At 55.9% G+C, this 22,282-nt stretch carries 13 protein-coding genes; 7 read left to right on the top strand and 6 right to left on the bottom strand.

Annotated features, from left to right (window positions below):
- Positions 1-505: 505 nt before the first annotated feature.
- Positions 506-1,150 (bottom strand): hypothetical protein, encoded by a 645-nt coding sequence (locus Poly21_RS18840; RefSeq protein ID WP_146408389.1) that lies wholly within the window; start codon positions 1,148-1,150, stop codon positions 506-508.
- A 160-nt stretch (positions 1,151-1,310) separates the two neighbouring features.
- Complete coding sequence (locus tag Poly21_RS18835) at positions 1,311-2,873, bottom strand: sulfatase (protein ID WP_302119582.1); 1,563 nt, start codon at positions 2,871-2,873, stop codon at positions 1,311-1,313.
- 637 nt (positions 2,874-3,510) lie between these two features.
- Between Poly21_RS18835 and Poly21_RS18830 the strand changes: the two genes are divergently transcribed.
- Positions 3,511-4,719, top strand: a complete 1,209-nt coding sequence (locus tag Poly21_RS18830; RefSeq protein WP_146408388.1) for an Lpg1974 family pore-forming outer membrane protein — start codon at positions 3,511-3,513, stop codon at positions 4,717-4,719.
- Between the two features lie 32 nt (positions 4,720-4,751).
- Here the strand turns inward: Poly21_RS18830 and Poly21_RS18825 are convergent, their stop codons facing one another.
- Complete coding sequence (locus Poly21_RS18825; RefSeq protein WP_146408387.1) at positions 4,752-12,614, bottom strand: dockerin type I domain-containing protein; 7,863 nt, start codon at positions 12,612-12,614, stop codon at positions 4,752-4,754.
- 336 nt (positions 12,615-12,950) lie between these two features.
- The gene (locus tag Poly21_RS18820) at positions 12,951-14,000 is read right to left on the bottom strand and encodes a sigma-54 interaction domain-containing protein (RefSeq protein WP_146408386.1); all 1,050 of its coding nucleotides are present in this window, start codon (positions 13,998-14,000) and stop codon (positions 12,951-12,953) included.
- A gap of 271 nt (positions 14,001-14,271) precedes the next feature.
- On the opposite strand from Poly21_RS18820, the gene Poly21_RS18815 reads away from it, so the two are divergent.
- The 6 genes from Poly21_RS18815 to Poly21_RS18790 all read left to right on the top strand — a co-directional run bounded on the left by Poly21_RS18815 (position 14,272) and on the right by Poly21_RS18790 (position 20,115).
- Entirely contained in the window at positions 14,272-14,682 is a 411-nt protein-coding gene (locus tag Poly21_RS18815) for a GntR family transcriptional regulator (RefSeq protein WP_146408385.1), read from the top strand.
- On the top strand, positions 14,679-15,620 hold the full coding sequence (locus Poly21_RS18810; RefSeq protein ID WP_146408384.1) for an ABC transporter ATP-binding protein: 942 nt from the start codon (positions 14,679-14,681) through the stop codon (positions 15,618-15,620). Before Poly21_RS18815 ends, Poly21_RS18810 begins: the two co-directional genes overlap by 4 nt.
- On the top strand, positions 15,617-17,272 hold the full coding sequence (locus Poly21_RS18805) for a hypothetical protein (RefSeq protein WP_146408383.1): 1,656 nt from the start codon (positions 15,617-15,619) through the stop codon (positions 17,270-17,272). Before Poly21_RS18810 ends, Poly21_RS18805 begins: the two co-directional genes overlap by 4 nt.
- A gap of 40 nt (positions 17,273-17,312) precedes the next feature.
- A complete protein-coding gene (locus tag Poly21_RS18800; RefSeq protein WP_302119577.1) occupies positions 17,313-17,873 on the top strand; it encodes a DoxX family protein in 561 nt (186 codons plus the stop codon).
- A 39-nt stretch (positions 17,874-17,912) separates the two neighbouring features.
- A complete protein-coding gene (locus tag Poly21_RS18795; protein ID WP_146408381.1) occupies positions 17,913-19,298 on the top strand; it encodes a phospholipase D-like domain-containing protein in 1,386 nt (461 codons plus the stop codon).
- Positions 19,299-19,494: 196 nt separating this feature from the next.
- Entirely contained in the window at positions 19,495-20,115 is a 621-nt protein-coding gene (locus Poly21_RS18790) for a Uma2 family endonuclease (RefSeq protein WP_302119574.1), read from the top strand.
- A gap of 58 nt (positions 20,116-20,173) precedes the next feature.
- Here the strand turns inward: Poly21_RS18790 and Poly21_RS18785 are convergent, their stop codons facing one another.
- Together Poly21_RS18785 and Poly21_RS18780 are read right to left on the bottom strand one after the other, a co-directional pair.
- Complete coding sequence (locus Poly21_RS18785; RefSeq protein WP_146408379.1) at positions 20,174-21,454, bottom strand: DUF11 domain-containing protein; 1,281 nt, start codon at positions 21,452-21,454, stop codon at positions 20,174-20,176.
- Complete coding sequence (locus Poly21_RS18780) at positions 21,451-22,158, bottom strand: hypothetical protein (protein ID WP_302119571.1); 708 nt, start codon at positions 22,156-22,158, stop codon at positions 21,451-21,453. The genes Poly21_RS18785 and Poly21_RS18780 overlap by 4 nt, the downstream gene beginning before the upstream one ends.
- Positions 22,159-22,282 lie beyond the last annotated feature (124 nt).

Genomic DNA, 22,282 nt, shown 5'->3' with positions numbered 1-22,282 from the left:
TTACTTAATCACCCCCCGATCCGCTGGTAATGTACCGACGCTAACGCATCTAGCGTGCCATCTCTAATCTTCCTATTTACCCGCAAACCGCCCTCGGCCCATCTTCGGGGCGGGAATGTCAACGGTACCGACATCAAGATCCCTGAAATTGGCCCATCCGACGGACGCGTACTTCGTGGTGACGGCAGCTTTTTTTCCGGCATAACACGAGCGGGCGACCTTGATATCCTATGTCAAGTTACACCTCTGCAGAGCTTGACGCGCATGTCGTGGGCTCACGCTGACAATGACGTGAGTCGAGTGCCGTCAGGCACCAGGCGACACGGCTAGCCCGTCCGCTTACAGGGCTCGGCTCACGAAGTACGAGCCATTCGAGCTTGACGCCGTTTCTCACGGCCCTGCCAGCCTTCTGTCAGTGCAACGCACACACAAAGCATCAATTGATACTTGAGTTATCCCCCGAAAACCTCCGGCGCACACTTCCTTCGAACGAGCCCGAAATTTTTCAGGGTCGCCGCGTATTGCGTTCGATATCCATGACCACACGAATCAACTCGATGATCGCCATGAAAGCAACATAGTAGAGGTAGATCAGCAGCAAGCCGAACGCGAGACCTAACAGCGTCACCGAAGTCCTCGCGACCTTGAAGAGTATCTCAGCGTCGCTGAAAAAGAGCGTCTGGGCACATGCCATGAGTCCGCTTAATACAAAAAAACCGGCAGCGATCACGGCAAGGATTCTGGTGACGGTCGCCGCAATCTTGAGATAGAGTGTTAGATTCGGGTATCGCTCGGTCGCAATCTCGCTACCGACGTTACTCGATGGTTCAAACGCATTGACTGGGGTGGCCGCCACGGTAGGGTTCTTAGATCGAGTTGTGTCAATCTCGATTGTGTCGTCTGGACGAGGTGCGTTCGCCTTGCCTCGCGCCTTGGGAGTTTCAGTTTCCGTAGGAGCGGGTGATGACTCGTTCGGGCTGATGTCGACATTCACCGGAACAGACGTTTGAGGCTTCTTCTGTGCTCTAGGCTCTCCGGCAATGATTTCGCCAGCCGCCTCGCATTTCGGGCAGCGGCTCTTGCGTCCAATAAACGCCTCCGGTGCAGTTTGAGTGTATCCACATTTTGGGCATAAAAAATAGGCGTTCATTTAAAAAGGACTCAAGTTCGCATTGTAAGAACGGAAACTACCGAGGATTTCGTCCCGGCACTCTGGGGGCGCTGTCGTGCAATTCACGACTCATTATAGTAGCAATGACTGTTCGACGATTGCTCCTCCGCTACAATCACAGGTTGATCCTGGGGTCCGGCTACTCGATTTTGGGGCGGAGCTTTTTAACAAAGCTAGGCCAAGTTTTTTGTTGGAAGCTCTCTAGTTTCTGCGGTCGGTCGGCGTCGATCACGTTCCATAGAGCGACGCCGTTGCGAACTAATGGCGCCTCGTTTTGTGGGAGTGCTTTCGCGAGTCGCTGCTTGATGATCTGGTGATCAGGGTTGTCAGCCAGATTCGTCCACTCCTGCGGATCGGTTTGATGGTCGTATAGTTCTTCGCCGCCATCAAAGTATCGCGTGTAGCGGTAGCGGCCATCACGCAGGCTATAGTTGCCACGTCCCCAGGTTGTGATTGCTGGTTCTGGGATTGCTTCGGAGGGGTTGTCCAGCTGCGGAACCAAGCTGTCACCATCAACGTATTGGGGCGCTTCGACGCCCGCCAGTTCGGTGATCGTTCGGTACAGGTCAATGAGCGAGACCGGCTCAACGCAGTTCTCCGGTTCACCGACATGTCGACGGGGGTCGTAGATGATAAGCGGTACGCGCGTCGCTTCCTCCCACAGTGAAAACTTGCGAAAGCTACGTTTTTCACCGAGATGATAGCCATGGTCAGACCACACCACGACGACGGTGTTTTTAGCGTGCGGGCTGGCAGCCAACGCATCGAGAACCCGACCGATGTTGAAGTCCGCCCAGGTGATGCAGGCCAAGTAAGCATGGCGAACTCGCTGCCACGCTTCATCGTTTCGGAATTTGAAATCGTCTCCTAAATTGGCCATCGAGCGGCCTGCCCAAGGCACGTCGGCCAGATCGCCGTTGTGAATCAGGGGGGCTTGGACCGGTTGCTCAATCATCTCAAAGAACTGCTCCGGGCATACGAACGCCAAGTGCGGCTTGACAATTCCCACCGCCAGAAAGAATGGTTGGTCGTGCTTGTCGCTGAGAACCTCAATACCATAGTCGGCAACTTGATAATCGGGATGCTCGGTGAGCGGGTTGGTAGTGGGACAGAAAGCCATTTTGTCGGACTTTCCGATCTGATATCCCTGTTCGGGTGCGTAAACGAGTTTCGTTTTCTGGACCTGGTGATAGTCCGACCAGTCGATGTCGTAGTGCGTGCTGGAGTGAAAGATCTTGCCGGCACCATATGTCTGGTAGCCTTGGTCACGCAGCGTTTTGGGTAAGCTCGTGTAGTGCTCAGTGATCCAGGGCTGGATCTTGTCGTGGTTATAAAACGGATATAGCCCCGAGTGAAATGGTTCAACACCATAGAGCAGTCCCAGGCGACAGGGTGAACATGCCGGGGCAACGCAGTGCGCGTTGGTGAAGTTCACGCCGCGACGGGCCAACGCGTCCATGTTGGGCGTGTGGGCTTGGGGGTGTCCACCCAGAAATCCCGTCCAATCGTTCATGTCATCAATGGCAATGAACAACACATTGGGGCGCTGGCCATCGGTCGCTACAGCAGCACCGCTCACCTCGCTGGCCGGGGTCGGGTGAGGTGGCGCAGCGCCGATATCGCTCCCCGCTGCCATGGCCAGGCCAATTGCGAGGAGAGCAGTGCCGCGATGAATGAGGGGAAAAAAAAGATGCTTGGTCATTTTGGAATTTGGTGAACGCGGTGTGGAATCGATTTCCGGCAATTTGCACGTCACTAGTGTAACGCTGGCACGAGGCGTTCGTCTGAAGTCATTGCGAGAAATACCTCGACCCTCACCTTCCTGACAAATCTCAGTGCCTGGATGAGTTCTTCGTATTACCGGCGTGATCGCGGTCGATTTCATGTTCCTAGTTAGTGATTGCTAGCTCCGATGCGGGTGCTTGTTGGCAGCGCTACGACAACATGCTCTCGTGGATGACGTTTGGTACGAGCGCCCCCGCTCCGAGTAGCAGCCTGGCGGGCGCGTCGCCAGCCGATTCACGAATAGAACTTTCGACGGGGCATTTTGATGTTTCGCTCGGAGTGAGCGGAAAAATTGACGCTTCCATTTTGGTCGACGGGACCGACAGGTGGATTGCGTGTGGTTGTGGGTGTGACCGATGCCGTGAATCCGACCGTGGTTCGTCGCACCCAGGGAGGTAAATGGGCATGGAGGCAAGAAAGGTGGAGTGTGCGGGTTGCGGTGATTGCTCCGACGGTTCCGCCTTTATTGCTGCGAACCCCCCGATGGTGCCGAAAACGAGATTGTGGGTCCGATCATGGATCGACTGCTCATACTTCATTTTCAGGATCGAACGATGCCCATTCGCCTACGTCGTTGGCTGGCCGCCGGCGCGCTCTTAACGTGCTGTGGTTCAGTCCTTGCTGAAAACGTGGCAGGCGCTTCGTATGGCAGCATTCGTTCAGATCAATCCGCTCCAGCGAATGGCTCGATTCCGAGATCGGAACTGACCGACGAGGGCGGTGCCAAAGCTGGTAGTGTCTCGTGCAGCGAGAGGCCTCCCCGATTTAGCTTTTTTCCAGATCAGGATTTGGATGTTCCTGCATCGCTGGTGGGCTACCAGTCCCAGTCTGGCGTCCGTATTGCCAGCGAGTCGGGAGTTGAGTATCGCACGTCAATCAACCGTTGCTGCGTTCCGCCCTGGGTGCATCAGTCTGTCGCGTTTGGCGAGGTTCTCGTGATGCGCGCTCGCAATGCCGACACCGCATACGCAGCGCCCGTTGATGGGACAGTTCCAGCGGGCAGCACCGGCGTCCTCAGTAGCGAGTTTGATTTTGGGTACCGTGTTGGACTGATCAAAGCGCTCGACCGCTGTCATAGTATTGTCGCGACTTACACGGGGTTCATCAGTGAGAATGATGACCAGATTGCCGGTGCAGCCCTGAGTAAGTTATTGATTCACCCCGACGCGATCAACGCTGCGTCGAACGCGCTGACGGCATCGGGTCGCACGGAGTTGGACTTCCATGTCTTTGATCTGGATTATCGCTTTTTGCTGCATGGCAGCGATAGCAGTGCCATCAACATGATTATCGGGGCACGCTACGCTCACATGGAACAAGAGATCGGCGCGATCTATCAACCGGTCGGTATCGTTGATGCTGTTTCTTCGGACGTTGATTTCGATGGAGCTGGCCTTCGTTTAGGCCTTGATGCCCAGCACTTTGTTGGGCACGGGCTGTACGGATATGGAAAGGCAAACGCCAGTTTCCTCGCCGGTGAGTTTGATGCCAGTTATCTCAATACTCGAGATGGTGCGTATGTATCATCGAGCAATTTCACCGCCGCACGCTTGGTAACGATCCTTGATTTGGAGGTCGGTGCGGGGTGGCAGGCGAGCGAGAATTTTCGCGTCTCGACAGGGTATTCGGTCAGTGGATGGTTCAACAGTATCACCACTGCTGACTGGATTGACGGTGTTCGTGACAACAACAATCACTTCGCGGACATGAGCCAGGCGATCACATTTGACGGTTTCAACGCCCGCGTGGAAATTCGGTTCTAAGCCAGGTAGAAGTTGTCTTGAACCTTGAGTGTTCAGGTTTCTTGGCCATCGATCATTGCTAGCAGTTCGATTTCCGATGTTCGGTCATACTCCTCGTCCACCGATCCGTACTCGTCGTTTTCGCGATTCCATTTTGAGAACACTCGATCCTGTGAATGGCTGCTTGCAGAAACCCCAGTGAATTTGACCCGTCCCTCGGCAACGTCACGAATGACATTCCCGAGCTCTGCTGCGTCTTCACGCTGCCAGTCTCGCCTTTCGGTCGTTGAGGCCAATGGCGCAATCACTGATGGGTCGGGCTCGGCACTGACACCAGTCGTGTTGAATTCGTTGAGATAGTTGATGACGTTGAGAGCATCTAAGGCTGTGATGAACTCATCTCCGTTGACGTCGAGCATCGGTCCCAGATCCAGCACCATGCTGCCCGGTTCGACCACGATCGCTTCTCCAGATGTTACCGGCTCGCGATTGAGGTGGTTGATGATCAGTAGTGCATCCAATGCGGAGACCAATCCGTCGCGGTTAGCATCATAGGGATTGCCGAGATTCGTCGTTTCAAGGGTTGTCAATGGAATGGAGTTTTCCGTTGAACCAGCCGCGGGCGGATCGAAGTTGCCGACGACGGGCAACGCAAACAAATCCGCAAAGGTTGCAAAGAGGTCAGGTCCAAAAGGGTCTGGCGTGAACGGAATTTCGTTGCCCCCGGAACCATCGATCGTTGGTACGATTCGATCGGTCACCGGAGTCACTGATGCGGCGGCATGAACCTGAATATTTCGCCATGCAATTTGATTGTTAGCATTTCCTTGATAGTTAGTCAGTACGACGGGTCTGATGAACGCTGTACCCGGGCGGAATTGAGTCGCGCCGACCCCAGTACCGTTCAGCGTCGCTTGGTACGAAGTCCAATTGTCTGGTACCGGCTGGTAGGACAACGCGGCGTATTGATAGGTGGAACCCGCGGTGGCATTGCGGACTGCGGTGCCTGCCGAGACGGCGGGCCCCGCCCAAGGCGCATTTAGTGTGATCACATTCCCAGTGATTCCACCCGCGCTCCAAATTCCACTGGCGGGATCGATTGCAACATTGCGGGTGTAGGTGTAGTCGTCGTAGGTACGCCCTTGGCTATCGGTGTATCCGTACCACGCCAGGCTGCGTTGGTAACCAAGTCCTGCATTCGCCCATCCGGCGGCATTCTGCACGAACACCTGGGTATCGCCTGGGTTCAAATCAGCGGTCAGGACGGTGTCGGTCGCACCGGCGTGCTTGAGTACGTGCCAGCTGTTGATGCTCAGTTGGTCGATGTCGTAGCTAGCGAAACCAAAGTACTGGCGATTGGTGGGGTCATACAAACCACCGGCTCCGTCTCCGGACTTCGCGTGCCCCGAGAGGACATAGTCTTTGCTGGGGTCAATCGGAACGATATCATCGGCTACTCTCACCTGGAACGGCAGTGTTGTTTGTACAAGGCTGTTTCCGGAAAAGACCGCTTTGCTGAGCAAGGCCTTGGGAATCAGTTCGCTCATCAACACATAGAACTCGGCCTGCTCCTCCGGCGACACGCCAGCTCCGTCGGGTTGCCACAATCCGATGTCATCCAAGCCGTCTCCGTTGAAATCCGCAGCAAAAGGAATTTCGCGGACACCAGGAAAGCCAAACTTGAAGGAGACATCGGTCAATCCATCAATGCCATCGCTGCCCAGATCGAGGACGAACAGGTCGTTGGACCACGCGCCCAGATCATCAACGCCATCGCCATCGAAGTCTCCAACGAAAGGCAATCCAACCATATTTCCGGCGAGCGTTGTGTCTACCTGAAAGTCATGGTTGGTATCGAGACGCCACGTCGTCCCGGATTTGAGCCCGACCTCGTCACCGTTGACCGGATTGCCATCAAAATTCCCCGCTAGGGGCACACCGCTCACTTGAGGCACGGTGGTCGTAACAATATCGGGCACGCCATTGTTATTCGTATCGATTAACCAGCGGAATGCACCGGCGAAGTATCCGTAAACGGCGAGTTTGTCGTAACCGTCAGCGATATCGGCAGCACCGGGAGCAAAGTTTCCGGCGATTGTCAGCGAGGTTTGATTGCCTAGTTTATAGACGATGTCCTCGTTGGTGTCGTCGCTGCCCGTCGCTTCGGGGTCAAGCAGGTTATTGCCATTGGTGTCGATGAACGCACTACCATTGGCATAGACACCGAGCTCGGCCCGCGAATCGACGGTGAATCGAGCGACAAAATCACCGCCGGGTTGTCCATCACCACTGGCAAAACTCGGTGCTTGATTAGGTTCATCCGCATTGGATTCTCCGTCAAGACGATTTCCAGCGGGATCGACAACGGTGTCAGAAATGGTCAACGTGAAGCGATCGTCGGGCAGCGGTTCGGCAAAAAACAATGTGACGCTGCCTGTGGCAGGGGCGCCAGGAGCGATGATGTCGGATGCGAAAACCACGGACGCGATCACGACACGCCCATTGTGATCCCCGATCACACTATAGTGCCCATCATTCTGCGCTGGGTTCGTGTCGGCACCTGATTGCAATGCCTCGTACAGAAAACCTATCTCGCGGGCAGTGAAATCCTGAATCGTTATTGTGATCGATTGAACCAGTGGAGTCGGGCCCTGACTCGGTTTGATATCAAATAAGTTAAACGCGGGATCGTCCGTAATCTGAACATCGGTAACCTGCGGTCCCTGGGTATCAATGAAAATATCCAGCGTGCTCAAGTCCGAACGATTACCCGCAAGATCCTCTGCGTCGACGGAGACCTGACGTAGACCATCGAGTGGGAATCCGACCACAGGGTCATTCAAGTCATGAGCTCCAGTGAGCGACCAGAAACCGGCGGGGAACGCCTCATCACCATCAAGCGGATTTGCGACCGTCAATCCTTGAGCAACATCCGATGCATTGACAACCGCGTTCGAAACGGTTGGTCCGTCGGCCCACATTCTCACGATGGAATCCGCTTCACTGTATCCCTTGAATCCAGGTGTTGTTTGGCTGGTGATGCGATCGACGGTGGTCAACGGTTGCGGGGTCACACCGGTATCGGTCGTGGAAGGGTCGATCCACAAGCTCGGTGGGTTTGGGGCCAATGTGTCCAGCGTCATCTGCAGCGTGCCCCCCAGATCACCACGGCCAATCTGGTCTGGAGTGGCGCGATCGCGGATCCAAACAGCGGCTTCGACAAAATTGTTGTGACCTTCCAATAGGTCACCCGCCGTTGCAGTGAACTGCCACGTGTTTCCTATCCCGGTATAATACGCAAAGCCGATGGAGACCTTGTTGTTAAAAACCTCAATCCCGTAGTCCGTACTGGCGGTTTGAATGTCATCGTTCGTGCTATCGGGGATGAGATCAATCAGTGCGAATTCATCCAATCGGTCATCGTCCAGGATGATGTCGAATGTGGAATTCGCAAGATTGGTGACGTCGTCGCTGTCGTGGCGACCGGAGTCCGACGTCGCGTGCAGGTCTACGATCGACGGCACTGGAGCGGGTACGTTGATGGCGGTGAAACTGTAGACATTGATCGAATCTCCGGTGAAGCCGCGGATGCCGAGGTAGTATGTCTCATTGCGAACGACAGGGATGACGATGCGATTGTCGCCGAGTCCGAGTGATTCGACGATCGAGACGCCACCGTTCTCGTCCATGACAATCATGTCGAGCAGTCCCTGGCCTGGCAATCCACTGCGACCGTTGGCCAATGTCGAGAGTTCATTCGCATAAGTTTGGATATCCAGCGTTCCGGTCTCGGCAGCGATGAATCGGTACCAATCCTCATCTGCTGGAAATCCCGATGCCTGCAATCCAGGATCAATCGTGGGATCCACATTGATCGTAGCCCCCGCGCCAAGAAAAGTTGCATTCCCGCGGTTGTCATTGGTTTCATAGGGATCCGGCTTGAACACAAAATACCGTCCCAGGCCGTCCCCGCCCGTGCCGTCGGTTGCCGAGTTCAGCGGCGTCACGATTGCTTTCTCAATTCCCTCGTACACGATGGGTGGTGCTGCACCGCCTGTGTGGTTGGGAGCGATGCTGAACGTGCCACTGCGACGATCCTGGTCGATCCGGTGAATGATCGTGTCGCCGAGGCCGTCGTCGACAATGTTCAACAGATCAGTCGCGTTGGGAGACCCGCCAATTATATGGAAACGAAGAACGTTCGCATCGGGGTTGCCAGCCAGAGTGAATAGCGAGTCGGAAATATTGATAGTGATGCTATCACCGCCTTCGCCGGGCTCCACTCGAACTTGCTCGATGCCGAAAAACGTCTCGGTCGAAGCGAACGCGTCGACGGATGAATTCAATCCGCCCACGCCGGTTTGGTTTACGGACATCTGATCGTCGCCGTGCGTGCCGAGGATGCCGATGGTGTCGTATCCTGCGCCACCCGAATATGAGTTGCTGCCTGGATTCGATACCGAGGGATCGCCGCCCATCATCAGGTCATCGCCCTGGCCGCCGTTAAGAGAGTCATCCCCGCTACCACCAATGAGAGTGTCGTTTCCATCGCCCCCTAACAAACTAACCGGTAGCGTTGCGGCACCACGGGCGTCGATGTAGTCGTTACCCACTCCCCCATCGAGCACGACGTTATTGTTCGAGCCCAGGAGCCCGCCCGTTGGATAAAACCGAATCTCGTCTTCCCCCGCCTCACCTTGAACAGTGAGATCTTGGTTATTGAGACGTAGCGAGATCAGATCGAATGTATCGTCGCCACTGCCGAGTTGGACGACCGTACTGATCTTATTGACGAACTCGATCGGTTCAAAGTTATCAATGGTGACTCGCGACGCCGCAGCAACCAGTTCGGCTTCGCCATAGGTGACGTGGTTGCTGTCCTGTAGCAAACTTGCCAGTCCCGGAATGCTGCCGATGGTGAACGAGGCGGCACCAACAATCGTGGTCACTGGTTCGAGTTCTTCAAACCATACCGTTTGTGTTCCTGAACCGTCAGTAATCGTATGCCGTCCCGAGCCGGGTAACTGCCCCACGGCAAGTTCTTCGTCGTCATAAACCGTGACGGTATCATCCGTCGTGATTGTCAGACGATCGAACCCGCGATCAACCCCGACATCGTCAGCGTGGCCAGCCCCCTCAACACTGCAGGTGCCGTCTCCATCAAAACGAATCGCATCAGCGATATCGATCAAGCCATTGGACGCGTCGATAATCAACTCGTCATTGCCGCCGACGCCGAAAACATTGATCTGCATCAGCGCCGCCAGCGGCACGGTCGCGACAGGGACGACCGAGTTCAAAAATACATCCAGCAACAATGAATTGCCTGCGTTGCGGACTAAACGAATTACATCGTCTTGATTGATGTGATCCTCATCACCGCAGATCGTGAGCACGGGGGCTTCGTCGAGCAGATCCGATGCGTTCTCCACTGTCCAAGCTCCGCGCCCTAGCGTGCCGACGACGAGCACATCATCGGCGGCATCGTAGTCCATGTCCCACACGGGCGCGTTGGGCAGGTTGGCCCCCAATTCGGTCCAGGTCCCCGACGAGGTACTCAGCATCCGGTGCACGCCATAGCGACCGCCAATCAAGATTGCGTTGTTTCCGCTCGGTAGTTCGACGAACTCGATGTTGCGTAGATCAGGATCCGACAGGTTCCCGGTAATCTCCGTCCAAGTCGCGCCCGCGTCGGGTGTTTCAAAGACCCGATTGGCATCGATCGCAAAGGCATGCATGAAATCGTTGGGATCCATTTCGACATCACGCACGGTCCCGATGCCGGCGGGCGAGGCGACCACCAGGGGCGCAGCCGCAGCGGTCCGCACACGTACGACACTTCCAGTGCCAACGTACAGGGCCTCCGGGTTGCCAACGGTTCCGTAGGCGATCGGATCGCCGTCATTCAGCGATCCTGGATTGGTTCCATTGATCACGCCGGAGTCGATCAACGAAATGTTGGCACCTCGATCGGTGGATTCGTAGATACCATTGAGGCCGCCCACGATCAGTCGATTTGGCGCGCCCTGGTTGACTGCGATCGGGGTGACGAACATCGGCACAAGTGCGGGATCCGCTCCCGAGGCCAACGCCAATGGTGTGTCCGATACCTGGCCATTGGCAGCGTCCATCACTCGGACCCTCGCGTTACCAAAATTTTGAGTGCTCGAGTAACGCAGCGAGTTTCCGCCGCCGATCAAGTTGTCGACGGCTACATCTCCGCCATCGGCCGTTGAAACGCTGCGGTAGACAAGGCCGCCCGTGACGATTTGTTCCGTCGTGCCCGTGTCTTGATTCCCGCTGATGATGATTTTGGCATTGTTGTCGTAGGCGACATCGTGCATCTCTGTGACTTGCAGTCCGCCAGCGGCATCACTCATTTTCGAAAACCACCCACCCGTGTTGTCGTCAGGGCTCGTACGCGCATAGATACCACCGTCATCACCCTCGATCAACACGCCATCGGCACGAAACCGGATCTCACGCGAATCCGCATGAGGAGCGCTCATATCCGAGGTCCCGCCACCGACAAAACCCATGTCTTGCGTGTGGGTGAGGTGTTCCCATTGAGGTGAGAATTCATTGTTCAGAGCACCTGGAGCGACGGCCGCGACGCCGGCATCACCACGAAATAGGTTCCCTGAAAAATCGGTGGCGCCGACCGGGTTGGGAAAGGGTGAGTCCTGCCGATCACCGCCCACATAGATCACATCATCATCGCTCGGATCGACCATGATCGAAAAGTGCGTGCCACCTTGAGTACCAGCTTTTTCGGATGGGTTCAGACGCGACAATTCGCGGGCGGTGTCACCAGCACTTGCAGAGTACGCTCCATTGCCTACGCTGCCGTTGAGCGAAAATGTGGTGGAGTTGATTTGCGTGACAGTGAATTCGCCATTGGCAGCTGTGTTGCCCTGTACGCCCGTGATGCGGACCAAGTCACCTGTTCGGAAGGCATTGCCGGTTGCCGTTGTTACCACAATCGGACTGGCATTGGTTGCATTGTCGATGTTTTCAGAGCCCAGCAAATAGACTGGTAAATCCATTTCGGTCCACGTTGCACCTTCGTCGTCACTGAAGCCGATGTAGTTGGAACGACCATTCTGAAGCACACCGACAAAGACGCGTCCTGTCGCCGCAACCGTCATCTCCGCATTATTATTGCCACCACCGGTGAAGGCGGATGATAGGGATGCGTCCGTGGAAACATCGATCCATGTGTCTCCAAGATCGGGCGTTCGGTACAGTCCAACTCCCGATACCGAGACATAGAATTGATTGGCGTCCGATGGATCGCCGACTAAATCAAAGGTCGAGCCAACAGGAAGTCCGTTTGTTCCAGAGAGCAGTTGAAACGAGACTCCGTCATCCTCACTGCGGTAGACACCGTTGTTGTTGGAACTCACCAAAATGGTGGAACCCCGTGGCCCAACTCCCGAGACGTTGGCACCTTGTAAACTTGCCGCGGCGGTGCCGCCGAGCGATTCCCAGGAATCCCCGCCATCGGTCGTGCGAATCAACCCCGTTCGATCACCGCCATTGCCCAAGAAGCTACTGTAGCGGCCCACGCCTACCACAATCGTATCGTTGGTCGGATCGGTCGGATCAAACTCGAGAGCACCGGTTGAAAGCGACCGAAACTGATCGATCATCGGTTCATAGGTTGGGTTTGCTGCCGTGAAGTTATTGGTGCGCCAGACTCCCCCATTCGTCCCGCCCAAGAAAGCGATGTCGGAATCGGTGGGGTGCAACGCGACCGTATGTATCGCTCCCACGACGGGATCATCTCCTGGACCGGTGCTCGCAATTTGCTCGACCTGACCATTGATACTTGGCGAGGGACCTTGAGGAGTCCAATCAACCAATCCCGCAAAATCGACAGCTAAGAGACGCCTTTCTTCTAGGGACTCCAACATGAGTTGGCGTCGCTGCATGCCTCGGTTCCGAATAAGCAAGGTCACCCTGCGATTTTGCCGTCTTGCTGCCATCATTGTGTCGCTCCAAGGTGAGTTGGCTCAGCGCAGCCGACTGGCTCCGTCATCGGATTGCCTCATTCAGTCATTGACGCTCTGAGTGAAACGGGACCTAGCAACCACTGGGCCGCCGAGGAGAGTGGGGCGCCCTGCAGGGCTAACCCGGGACGGCGCTTATACTTAGTAAGCAAGATCGATGTCGCAACGCGCATGACAACTGCTGTTGCAACGGCACAAAATGTCCCGAAACTGGTGCTTTAAGAGCCAATCGAGATAGGTCTAAAAAAGTCCATCTGGTTTGAGAAGTCCGTACTTCTTCATCTTTCTCGCCAGCAGGTGGCGATCAACGTTCAGTAATCTCGCGGCAGCACTTTGGTTGAAGCCAACCATTCTCAACGTCTTGACGATGTGCTCAGATTCCACCTCTGCCAAGGTTGACCATGACACGTCGTCGTCGGCATCGACCGGAGCGATCGGAGCGATCGGAGCGATCGGTTGCGGTACGCGGGGATGATCGACGCCGGACAGCATGGGATCGATGCGGAGTGACTCAGGTCGAATCAAGGTATCGCTCGAGAAAACGGTTGCTCTTTCCAAAACGTTCTGCAGTTCGCGCACGTTTCCAGGCCAGTCATGAGCGTGGAGTTTCGCGAGGCTCTCAGCGGTGAGTGGTTTGATGGAACAACCGCTGTCATCGGCCAGTTTGGCGAGTATGTGGGAGGAGAGAACCTCAATGTCTTCCTTGTGATCGCGGAGAGGTAACGCCTCCAGCGAAATCACTCGCAACCGGTATAGCAGATCAATCCGAAAACGTTGTCGTGCCGTTTCGCGGTCGAGATCTCGATTGGTTGCTGCGATCACTCGGACGTCGACGGGTATTTCACGGTGACTGCCGACCGGAACCACGCAGCGTTCCTGCAGGACGCGCAACAGCATCGCTTGGCAATGGGAATCAAGTTCGCCGATTTCATCCAGAAAAATCGTTCCGCCCTGGGCGGCGCGAAAGCAGCCTAGCGATTCGCGGTCGGCGCCCGTGAACGCGCCTCGAACGTGCCCAAACAGTTGGCTGGGACACAGCGGACCGGCGATCGATGCGCAGTCAATCGGGACAAACGGACGATCACCGCGTGAGCTCTCCTCATGTAACTGTCTCGCTATCAGTTCCTTGCCTGAACCGGTCGGCCCGGTGACGAGGACGGTGCTGCGCGACGGCGCGGCGACCCTGATTTGTGCCCGAGTACGAGTGGCCCAAGTCGACCGCCCCACGAGAGTCGCAGCCACATGTCGAGGTGGTTGTGCGAGAGTTTTCCGTGATTCTGAAATCATCATTTCGCCGCGTTGGAATGAAACTCAAGCTGGCGCGCAGCGACCCCCACTGCCGAGTGGCCTGTCAGACAGGCTACCGCAGATCAACCATGCAATCAAGAAGATTTCTCAACCGAGTGTTCAACGCTCAATTCTCTTGTGGTGACGCGTGGACGAGAGCCATATCGGTTCAGAATAGCAGGCTCGCGCAGAGCAAGCGGGCGATCACCTCTGAAAAAGATGCTTGACTCCGCTTTCGTCATCTTGTATCGTTGAGTTAACACAAGGGAACAAGATGCTGCTGCACATTACCACCGATGGCCCGCCAATCTATCAACAGATTGTTGAACAGATCCGGTTTCGAATCATTTCCGGTCAGCTCGCAGTTGGTGATGAATTGCCGACCATCCGCGGACTTGCCGAGAGCAGTCGCGTGAACCCGAATACCATCGCGCGTGCCTACCGGGAACTAGAGAACGAGGGGCTGGTCGAGAAACGCCGGACGGTCGGAACCTTTGTCGCTGCCCGCGAGGCAAAGGTGACAGCGGCGGAGCGGCGACGGTTGCTTGCTCCGCACATTGATCGTGTGCTGGTTCAAGCCAAACAGCTTGGGATGCCGCTCGATGACTTATTGAACCAGATGACGCAGCGTAATGCGAAGCTCCACGATGCCCCCGTTTCTACTCCTGCCAAGGAATCCAAATGAGTAATCTTCAGCCTGCGATCGAAATTGATCAGTTGAGTTGTGCATTCCGACGCAGTGAGGCTCTCCATGACATCACGCTCACGATTCCGACCGGATGTGTGTTCGGCATGGTCGGCCTCAATGGGGCCGGCAAAACGACCTTGATCCGCCATCTTATCGGCGGTTTGCGACCGCAGTCCGGGCGTGTTCGCGTGCTTGGCGAAGACCCAACGCGGACACCGGAAAGCGTGATGCAGCGTATCGGATACGTCGCCGAAGAGGATGTCTTGCCGCGTTGGATGCGGGTCGGCGAGCTAATTGAATTCATGCGTGCTTTGTATCGCAACTGGGACACGCACCTGTGCAACGAGCTGTTACAACAATTCTCGCTCGACCGATCGGCCAAGCTCGCAGATTTGTCCAAGGGTGGCCGCGCTAGGGCTGGGCTGTTAGTGGCCCTGGCTCATCACCCTGCCCTGCTGATTCTCGACGAGCCGAGTTATGGGCTGGATCCGATTGCCCGTCAGGACATTTTGGAGGCGGTCGTGCGGACGGCGTCGGACGAAGGTCGTACGGTGTTGTTTTCCAGTCACTTGCTCGACGAAGTTTCGCGGGTTTGCGACACGGTTGGTGTGATCGGCGGTGGGCGGCTACTCGAAGTGATCCCCACGGAGGATTTGTCGCACCGATACTCGGAAGTAGTTTGCGAACTGACTGTGGAGGAACGTTCCAAGGTTGAGCTGCCGGGATTCTTCGGCTGGCAGAACCGTGGTCGCGAATGGTCTGTGGCTGTTGATCGGTCGGTTTATCACGACGAGGACGCGGTGCGGACAGCCATCGGTGGACGAGCGATCTGTGAGATCCGCCCCCTCAGTCTCGAACGCTGGTTTGCTGCGCGGGTGATGAATCAAGAGTCGTCGCTACAATCACGGTTTGCTGCCGAAGAGGTGGTCGCATGAACGAAATCCATGCACTGACGATGTACGTTTGGACGCGGTATCGGATCTTTTTGCTGATCCTGGTTCCCGTGCTGGTCCTGTCCGCCATTGCCACGCCGCTGCTAATGGTGAGCGGTGCCCCCCAGTGGCTTTCCGGAACGGTCGTAGGTGGTGGCTACCTTGCGGTACTGATCGCACTGATAGGCTCGATCGTGCTATTCGGATTCTCTCGTCAGGCCAGCTTGCTCGATCCGCGGAGCAATTACGACGAGTGGTTGATGCGCCTGCCAATTTCCAATTGGAAACTCGCGATCATCCCGGCAGGATTGATGACATGTTGGATTATGACGATCTGGACATGCACGGTCATTGTCATTCGTTTACTCGGTGGCCTGCATATCCCAATTCTCACGCAGTCGCTTGGTATGTCTGCGTGTGCAATCTTCGGCTGTTCTCTGGTGTGGATGCCCTTTCACACCGGCTGGCTGCGAATTGCGCTGGTTATCGTCTGTCTGCCATTGTTATGCTTCGTCGGCCTGGGAGCGATCGTCGTATCTATTGAATCTCCGACATGGACGCCTTGGGCGGTCGCTGGCATCGTGAGCTGCTACATCGCCTCGCTCGCCTTTGCGTTCTACAGTGTGAAGTTCGCGCGGATGTCGAGATTTCAGCAAACCACGTTGGACCCGGCGGTCGCAGCGAGCCAACCCGCAGCGGCGTCGGTCGTGCGATCATTCGCAGGCTGGCCCGACGCACTGAAATGGTACGATGGCAGACGTTCACAGGTGAGCAAGCTGCGGCAATTTTTGGCGATTTCGCCCATCGTTGTTATTCTGATTTGGGTTGTTCCGCTCTCTGCGGCAAGTGCGATCATAACGCTGGTCTTTGTGGCTGCAATTCTCGGTGGCGTGGTGTTGGCGAGGATTGAGCCGACCGTGTGGGGAGCCCGCAGCTCGCTGCCGAGTTATCTGATTGTCAGCCCGCTTCCGTCGCGGACGATGGCCTTCGTCCGTCTCCGTGCGTATGCGACCGAATACATTGGCCTGATGTTCGTTATGACGCTTTTGTGCCTATCCTGCTTTGTCTGGCAGAGCAACCGAGAGACAGCGTCTCAGTGGTGGTCGAGTTTCGCTGCAGCAGACGCTGCACCACTAACGCCATTGCGAATTATCGCGGCGCTCTATCTTGCCATTTTAGTGACCATGCTGGGATCCTCTCTGCGCCATGTGTGCGTTCAACTGCGCGGACGACAAATGATCGTTGTGTTGCTGATGGTTGCGTGCTGCGTCGCCCTGATCAGTCCCCTGCTTGGTTTCTTGGGCTGGTTTCTGCAGCAAAGGGACTGGGCGTATGTCAGTAGCGTAGCGGAGGATTGGTTTCAGCGAACTTACCAACTTTTTTACGTCGCCATCGTCACTAAACTGATTTTTAACTCAGGCGTGGTCTGGGTGGCAAGCAAGTGCATGTTTTCTTGGCGTGAGATCTCAGCAGTGCTCGTGGGGTGGAGTTCCGTAGTCGTTGCTTGCTCGCTTATTTGGTATGCCCTCTGGCCACTTGGCGGTATACAGTTCGTGACGGTATTGATGGCGACGTTGCTCGCCATCCCGCTGTCGGTTTGGTTTGCCGGGCCGCTCGCCGTCCAAGCCAATCGCCACTTTCGAGTGGCGAGGTGATTGAACATGTAAGACAGGCTTCCTGCCTGCTTATACGACCATGACCGGCTGGAAGCCTGTCCTGCGTAAACGCCGAGCGACAATTTGCCGGGTTGGTGGGATTGCTAAAACGGCTATCATGGCGGATGTCGAAGTCGTCTCCCTCTTCCACATCACCCAGAACGCACTCATGCAAGGTATTGTCTCGGTTCTCGGTCGCATCCTGATCGCTGCAATTTTTTTGCTGAGTGCGGTGGGGAATAAAGTCCCTAATTTCAACAAGGTCGCTGAGCACATGGCGGCTGAAGGCGTCCCGAGTCCCAGAGTCCTGCTGGCGGGCGCGATCGTGTTTCTGATCGCCGGTTCTCTGTCGCTAATCGCTGGATACAAAGCCCGGTGGGGAGCGACGCTGTTGCTCGTCTTCCTGATTCTGGCCTCCTATTACTTTCACGATTTTTGGACCTTGGAAGGTGCGGAGCGACAGGCACAGACGATCCAGTTCATGAAAAACCTGGCGCTGATGGGCACGATGTTGTTCGTGATCGGCAACGGATCGGGAGCCTTCAGTCTCGACAATCGCGAGCGAGCTGAGGGAAAAAAACACCGCAAGGGCGATTTCTAGAATGCCGCTCATTCGAATGAGTTCAATGCGAAGCCCAGTATGATTTGGATCGTCGCTTACATCAGCTCGGTGGTTGGCGCGTTCTTGACAATCATCGCGATGACGATCATTCGCCACCGCGACCGGCATAGCGTCGGCAAAGTCGGCTGGATGGGTCTGGTTCTGCTGTCACCACCGGTCGGTCTGATTTTATTTTTGTGGCTCGGTGGTCGCAAAATTTCGGCTGAGCATGAGTCGCGAGATATCGTCGACATGCCGCGCCAGCCTGAATCGGACGACCAGCCGGACACACCGCTCGAGCGGATGCTGCTGTCGCGTCAACTCTGTCCTCCCACAGAGAAGAACCGTGTCCGCATATTGACTGACGTGCGAGATGTCCGTCAGGCGTTCCTGGACCTGATCGAGAGTGGCAAGGAGGCGATCTACATCACAACGTTCATACTCGATGACAAGCAAACCAGCGACCTGATCATTGATCGTCTGTGTGAAAAGGCTCGTTCGGGTGTGCAGGTGCGGTTGCTCGTCGACGGCTTTGGGTCGTTTATTCTGCCCGAAGAACTCTTACAAAAGTTGCGAGATGCCGGCGGACGAGCGGTCCGGTTCAAAGCCATGTCGCAGCTCTCGAGATTGGCCTATCTGAATTTTCGCAACCACCGCAAGCTCGCCGTTTGCGATGGCCAGCGAGCGATCCTCGGGGGTGCTAATATTGTCGAAGATGAAATGACTGATGGCGACGACGAGGGTACATGGATTGATCTGAGTTTGTGGATCGAAGGGCCAGCGGTGCCACAGTTGCAAGCCGTGTTCTGCAGCGATTGGAACTTTGAAACTGAGGAACAGCTACCGCCGGCGAAGTTGGAGGATGCCGAGGCAATCGAAGACGAGCAGACTTCGCGACTAACGGTGATGCCTATCGGTCCGGACGGCCCAGACGAAATCCTGGATGATTTCTGGCAGTTCGTGATTCACCATGCGGAACAACGGATTTGGATCTGCACGCCGTATTGTGTTCCACCGCCAGCCGCCATGCGAGCTCTCGAGCTCGCCTGCGGCCGCGGTGTTGATGTTCGCATTATGGTGCCCCAAGTCAGCGATTTGAGGCCCGTGGACTATGCCCGGTACGACTATTTCCGCGACTTGGTGGAGATGGGCGGCCGGGTTTTCCGCTATGGCGGAGGCATGGTGCATGCCAAGCTTGGTATCGTCGATGACATGACAGCGCTGGTCGGCTCAGCGAATTTCGACGTCCGCTCTTTCTTTCTCAATTATGAGCTTTCCGTCGTCGTCCACGACCAACCCACAATCGAGCGACTGAGCGACTGGTACGCGGACTTGATGGATAAGTGCGATGAAGGTGTCACGGATCAATCAACCTTCCGAGCCGCCATGGCTACCGCCGTGCGGTTGTTTGCGTCGGAATTGTAACCCAGCATGACTGCTATCTGAAAGAATAATATCGATCTTCCGATGCGAGGACATGGGATCACTTCACTCGAGGTTTCCGCGATTCATCTTGGCAAACTAGGTGTGAACTCGCCATGCCTCGCTGTACAATGAGTTGTTGATCGAAATCACGAGAACAGAAACAACTGAGACTCCAGTCAACGCAGGAGGACCAATGATGAGTACTGCTGAGCGCTCTGAATTCACCACCGTCGACGAGTATCTGGCAGCTGAGGAATTATCGGACACCAAGAGCGAGTACATTGACGGCTGGGTGCGCGCGATATCGGGAGCGACGGTGCGTCATAATGTAGTGAAGATGAATTGTGGGCTAACCATTGGCAGTTTACTCAAAGGCAAGCCTTGCCGACCCTTTGACTCCGACATGAAACTCCGCATCACGCATCGGAATTCGAAGCGGTTCTATTACCCTGATCTTCAGGTCATTTGTAAAAGCAACGCTCCTACCGATATATTCCAGGACGAACCCATTTTGATCATCGAAGTCTTGTCACCATCGACCCGTGCCTACGACTTGGATGAAAAACTCAATGCCTACCTGAGGATCTCGTCACTGGAATGCTACGTCATCCTGGAACAGCACATCCCGTTCGCCATCGTCATGCGGCGAACCAAAGACGGTTTCTTGCGAGAAACCTACGAGGGGATCGACACCAAGATTGACTTCCCGTTCATTAACTGCACCTTACCGATGAGTGACGCCTACGACGGTGTCGAATTCACCGCCAGCGGCGTACAAGAAACCGAAGAGGCCTACGACGCGGCGCGAAATGAGTGATGCAGAGAGAGGCAAGGGAGACACAGCAAGCGGGCGAGAGGGTGAAAGATGCGGTAGATCAAAGCACGCGGCATTGGAACTCGATCGTGACGCTGTCGCCGACGGCGAGCTCTTCCTGCAAACGCCAGATCAATTGCGATGACTCGGCTTGGTTGCGTTTGGTTTCGAACTCAGCATCGACGCTCGCCGATTGACTGTCGGCTACGTATTCGAGCCGTGTGACGAGATTGTCGGTCACGACGACACCCGAGACCGCCGAGTCGCCCACGTTCTGCAATCGCAACGTGAATGTCACAGTGTCTCCAATCGGAGCATCTTTCTTGTCGGCGAGTTTGATCAGGTTGAGCCGTCCAGGGCCTGGGAAGTCGTAGACGACCAAGGCATCGACCTTTTGATCGCGTGTCAGCACGGGTGGTGCGAGATCTTCAATCGCGACCTCGACACTTTCGTCCAACGTCCAGATCGTGGCGGCGACCGCGTACCGCTCCAGCAGAGCCAATAACGATTCGTCAAGTTCCGAGATGCCAACGTTCTGAATGCCCGCGAGCACCGTACGTACATCGATGGATTGAACCGGTTGTTGGATATTTTCGATCCGAATGCCGCGATTGCGATCGCGCATCGAGTCGATCCGGCGGGTGAATTCTTCCTGGCCGACCTCAATCGAATCGGTCATGACCAGACCGGGAAGATCGTAATTGACGTCTTGCGGTCCGACGGGACGCGTGGTGCCAGCGACAGCGATGGCGCCGTCGCCTTGGATCGCGCCAGTGATTCGCCGCACATTACCAAATCGAGGTGCGTACACACAAACTTGATTCGATGCTGTGAATTCAATGTCGCCAGCCTCAGTGGTGTAGTGCGTCACGGTATCTTGGGGCTGCAAGCCGCGGATTTGATCATCGCGAGTCAGCACGGCGTGGGGTGGTTGATCGCCGCCATCGCACAGGAACTCTTGCGGATCATACTGCCATGGTTGCGGGACAAGTGGCATCACATAGCCGTAGGGTGTCGCATTGCATCCTCCGGCGCAGGGACCATAGGTGCAGCCGCAATCATTGCTTGCGCAGACGTCGTCACCCACGTGGACGGATTTGCGAAAGCCTACCTGAGCGATTTCGCTGCTCGCCTGCGGGTGTGGTTGAACCGCTGTGACAGCTGGGCTGGCGACAGGAGTCCCCCTGGCGACCGGCGCCTTGCTACCGGGTGCAGACGCTAGGTTTCCCGTGGGCACTCCGGTGCAGCCGCTGGCAAGGCAGGCCAAACACAGCAGTGCGAGGAAGTGCGTGGATGAGTGAGTCGCTTGGGAGGACTTCAATGTTTCGGCGATGTCGATCATGGCTGTGGCTTGAAAATAGGTGCCCAGGAAGGGTGACCGAAGAAGAATTGAGCTTGCAGGATCTCGGCCCGTGGGGGCGCGAGGGAACCGATTCGCAGAATCGCGACCGTACGCCCACGCAAATCCGCGATTTCCAATGGATCTTGATATTCCGGCACATCCATTGCGGTCGGTCCGTTGGGACCTTGCGGAAGAGGAGTGGCGGTTTGAGGGTCTTCCAAGTAAATCACGCGGGTGACCAAGCGACCTTCGAGTGCCGCCAGGATGTCATCTTCGTCGAGGTTGATCGGAATCGGATAGGAGGTCGCTAATCCTGGCGGTGGATACGTCCGATCCACCATCTCGATCGTTGGATACAGTTCGGCGCCCGCTTGAAACGGGATGCCTGTGACTCGAAAACGATAGACTTGGCCAATCATCAGGCCGGCCATCAAGTTGGATTCGCCCTCGCCGAAAGATCCATACTGAGCTAGCGAAAAACGCACGCCCCGGGGGCCGTGGAATTCGACAGGTTGATAGTAGGTGGGAGGCGGTTGTTGACGACCCATGTGCTGGCGGGTCGATGCAATCACGCCGGCGGGCATGTCTCCGGTTAACAGCGGATGTCCGCCGGGAGGACCGAGGAAGTCCTGCGGATCAGCGGCCTGCAAGAGGGACGCGACCAAGGAGATGATCAACAACGGGAGGACGGATCGAATGGTCATTGCTAGATCGTTTCGTGTCGGGTACCGATTCAAATTCATCCGAAAGTCTGGCCGTAGGATGGGACCTTTGTCCCGTCGGAGACCCATTGGCTCGCTCGGGACTATTGTCCCCAGCTACACAAAA

The sequence above is a fragment of the Allorhodopirellula heiligendammensis genome, from assembly GCF_007860105.1.
Classification (GTDB): domain Bacteria; phylum Planctomycetota; class Planctomycetia; order Pirellulales; family Pirellulaceae; genus Rhodopirellula; species Rhodopirellula heiligendammensis.
The sequence above is the reverse complement of the archived record's forward strand: the minus strand, read 5'-3'. Positions and strand labels throughout refer to the sequence as shown.